2 protein-coding genes and 1 pseudogene are annotated in these 2,193 nt (G+C 64.2%); 1 reads left to right on the top strand and 2 read right to left on the bottom strand.

The window, feature by feature from the left end; translation table 11 throughout:
- Window positions 1-1,070, bottom strand: a 1,070-nt coding sequence (locus ACAG25_RS24690; RefSeq protein WP_370491052.1) for an FtsK/SpoIIIE domain-containing protein, incomplete at its 3' end; no start/stop codon positions are given.
- Between the two features lie 104 nt (window positions 1,071-1,174).
- Window positions 1,175-1,519, bottom strand: coding sequence for a hypothetical protein (locus ACAG25_RS24695; RefSeq protein WP_005086573.1), 345 nt, complete (start codon window positions 1,517-1,519; stop codon window positions 1,175-1,177).
- 254 nt (window positions 1,520-1,773) lie between these two features.
- Here ACAG25_RS24695 and ACAG25_RS24700 point away from each other — a divergent pair.
- Window positions 1,774-2,112: pseudogene (locus ACAG25_RS24700) on the top strand (helix-turn-helix domain-containing protein); the annotation flags it as partial.
- Window positions 2,113-2,193: the final 81 nt, after the last annotated feature.

Here is a 2,193-nt window from a genome sequence, read left to right on the forward strand (position 1 = left end):
GCCAGCTGACTGTTCCTTCGGCATACCTGCATCCTCGTTTCCAAGGTCAGGAGCCTCCAACTTTTCCAGGGCGGTTCAATCTCATCGATCACCGCAACGAACAACGGCTCCGACGTCGTGGGGGTGTGTAGGCGGGTGTGGCCGCGCAGACGATTCGCCCGGGCGTGCATCACCGTGACGAGCTGGCGTAGCAACTCCAGGGTGGTGTCGGTGGCGTCGTGGGTGAACACGGTGAACAGGGGTGCTCCGGCACCGAGTTCCATGCCGCCTTTGGGGTCGATGACACACAACCGGACCAGCCCGGTCTTCACCGCGGGGGCAATGCCGGCGATCAACGACCACAGCACTGAGCCTTTGCCTGCGCCGGTTGCCCCGGCGATCAGCACGTGGTGACCGAGCAGCGGCACCTGCCACCAATGTCGCGTTTCGGTGATCCCGACCCGCACCGACACCAGATCGACCGGGGTGGCCGGGGTTGGCATGGGCAGGGCGATCGGTTCAGCCAGCACGTCTGCGCGCATTAACGTGATGCGCAGTTCGCCGGGCGAGATGGCGGTGATGCTGATGCGGCCGGCGCGCCACGCGGCGGCCAGCGCGTCGGACTGTTTATGCCAATCTGCCACGGACTGGCCGGTGACGATCCGCACCACGAGCACATCGGTGGTTTTACCGATCGTCACCGTGCGCAGGGTGGGAGTGAGAGTGCGTCCGCCGAGGGTGGCGGTCAGGCCGTGCAAGGTGCAGGTCGATTCCCAGGTGCGGGTGTAGCGCGACCACGTGAGCCAGCGCCGCCGTACCGGTTCGGTCACCCAGGCGCGAAATGACCCCGGTTGGAGCCAGGCCCAGCCCGCATACCCGGCACTGCACACGATCGCGCAGATCAGGCCCACGCGTGGGCCGTGGCTGATAGCAAGGACGAGGCTGGCGATGATGGGCACGCTGATCGCCGGGAACAGCACCGCCCACCACAGCACATACCCGGATGCGGTGAACAGCGACATGACCAGTTCTCCGAACCAGTCGTCATCGCCTGATCCACTGTTGGTGGTGTTCTTCTTGTTCGATGTCATGAGAGATGCCCTCCGTGAGCGTGTGGTCAACAGCAATGCCCGGGGTGTCGGGGTGGCGGGGTGCGATGATCTGCTCACCGCACCCCACACCCGCTTGGGGGTTGTTACTTCTGCGGGCGTGTCTGCTCACTCGGCGCAGCACCACTGGCGGTGGCGGCGGTGAGGGCATCAGCACGGAACGCCACCCCGCTGCGATCACCTTGGGCCCACGGGATGGCCACCAGACCAACTACCGAAACAGGCTGCGTGACTGTCACTTTGGGGTCTCCTGCCACAGTGACAATGAGCACTTCGCCGCCGGAGTCATCCAGCGCGAGGACCTGGGTGGCGTACATCGGCATCCCGGTGGCGGTGTCGACTTTCGGGGCGCCGGTTTCGAAGTTCAGCCGTGGCTCAGGAGCGCGGGTGACGATAAAACGAGTCCCAGACGTATCGATTCTCAAACGCATTGTCCTACTGGTCCTTTCGTGAGCTGTTGACGCCGGTCCGGCGCTGGACTCAGTTCACGTGGACATCACGGACGTTGCGAGAGACATATGCCGACATTTCCGACACATCCACGGGCATTTCGGACACGGCCCGGACATACCCACGGACATCACACCGGCACTATCGCCGCCGGGTGGCGGCAGTCGCATGGCAAACTAGACACCACGCGCTGAGGGATGGATACGGACGACACGGGAAGATGTGCGCTGGCACGATGGACGAGCAGGACGGCACCGAGGCCGCCATCACTCCCAACGATCGCCTCGTGCAGCGGCTACACGCCAAAGGTCTGTCCTCGCAGCGGTTCGCCACCGCGGTGGGTGTCGATATCAAGTCGGTGCGACGCTGGCTGGCCGATAGCGACTACAGAATTCGCGAACACAACGCCCACAGAGCCAGCGAGGTGCTCGACTGCACCCCGCATGACCTGTGGCCCAACCAGTACCCACCCTCCACCGCGAGCGCAGTGGCAACAGCGTCTGCGGGTGGGCCGTTCACCGCGACCCTGTATGCCAGCCGCACCCAGCTACCCATCACCATGTGGCAGCAGCATTTGAGGAATTGTCAATACCTGTGGATCGGCGTGTTTCAGGCGACCTCCGTTCCGGCTTGCTGATCGCCGTCTGAGGGCGGT

Origin of the sequence: Mycobacterium sp. pV006, assembly GCF_041287115.1 — a bacterium.
Lineage (GTDB): Bacteria > Actinomycetota > Actinomycetes > Mycobacteriales > Mycobacteriaceae > Mycobacterium.

What these genes read in the sequence shown, in the direction of transcription:
- ACAG25_RS24695 (WP_005086573.1), bottom strand. Translation starts at nt 1,519, where the DNA reads ATGCGTTTGAGAATCGATACGTCTGGGACTCGTTTTATCGTCACCCGC.